The sequence below is a fragment of the Polaromonas sp. P3_C2 genome (assembly GCF_056402675.1).
Genome location: NZ_JBFUGX010000943.1, coordinates 1 through 1259 on the forward strand (window position 1 = coordinate 1; position 1259 = coordinate 1259).

1 protein-coding gene is annotated in these 1259 nt (G+C 60.4%); it reads right to left on the bottom strand.

Annotated features, from left to right (window positions below):
* On the bottom strand, positions 1–1259 hold a 1259-nt coding region (locus AC1DWI_RS23630; protein WP_477725971.1), incomplete at both ends, for a methylmalonyl-CoA mutase family protein.

Below are 1259 nucleotides of genomic sequence, written 5' to 3' on the forward strand. Positions count from 1 at the left end.
GCAGACGCACGGCCTTKATGCTAAGGTCCAGCAGATTGCCGTTGTTATTTTCGGCGGCTGCCGTCAAGGCGTCCAGCGCGGCCTGCACAGCAGCGATGTCCCGCTTTGCCTTGATAGCCTTGAGCCGGGTGATCTGCCCGTCGCGCACGGCCACGTTGTCAATGTCGCGCGATTCAATCGCGTCTTCGGTCTTGAGTTTGTACTTGTTGACGCCGACGATGACGTCCTTGCCGCTGTCGATGCGCGCCTGCTTTTCAGCCGCGGCCGCCTCGATCTTGAGCTTGGCCCAGCCGCTGTCGACGGCTTTCGTCATGCCGCCCATGGCCTCGACTTCTTCAATGATGGCCCAGGCGGCGTCAGCCATGTCCTGGGTGAGCTTTTCCATCATGTAGCTGCCGGCCCAGGGATCGATGACGTGGGGAATGTGGGTTTCTTCCTGGATGATGAGCTGGGTGTTGCGAGCGATGCGGGCGCTGAACTCGGTGGGCAGGGCAATCGCTTCGTCAAACGAGTTGGTGTGCAGGCTCTGCGTGCCGCCAAAGACAGCAGCCATCGCCTCGATGGTGGTGCGCACCACGTTGTTGTAAGGGTCCTGCTCGGTCAGACTCCAGCCCGAAGTCTGGCAGTGCGTGCGCAACATCAGGCTCTTGGGGCTCTTGGCATTGAAGCCCTTCATGATGCGGCACCACAGCAGGCGGGCGGCGCGCATCTTGGCGACTTCCAGATAGAAGTTCATGCCGATGGCCCAGAAGAAACTCAGGCGCCCGGCGAATTCATCCACGTCCAGGCCCTTGCCCAGCGCGGTTTTCACATACTCTTTCCCGTCGGCCAAGGTGAAGGCCAGTTCAAGCGCCTGGTTGGCACCGGCCTCCTGCATGTGATAACCCGAGATCGAGATCGAATTGAACTTCGGCATGTTCTGCGCCGTGTATTCAATGATGTCGCCGATGATGCGGATGCTGGGCTGGGGCGGAAAGATATASGTATTGCGSACCATGAAYTCCTTGAGGATGTCGTTCTGGATGGTTCCGCTCAGTTTTTCCTGGCTCACGCCCTGCTCTTCGGCCGCGACCACATACCCTGCCAGCACCGGCAGCACCGCGCCGTTCATGGTCATGGAGACGCTGACCTTGTCCAGCGGGATCTGGTCGAACAGGATTTTCATGTCCTCGACCGAATCAATCGCCACGCCGGCTTTGCCCACGTCGCCGGTCACACGCGGATGGTCGCTGTCGTAGCCGCGGTGCGTGGCCAGGTCA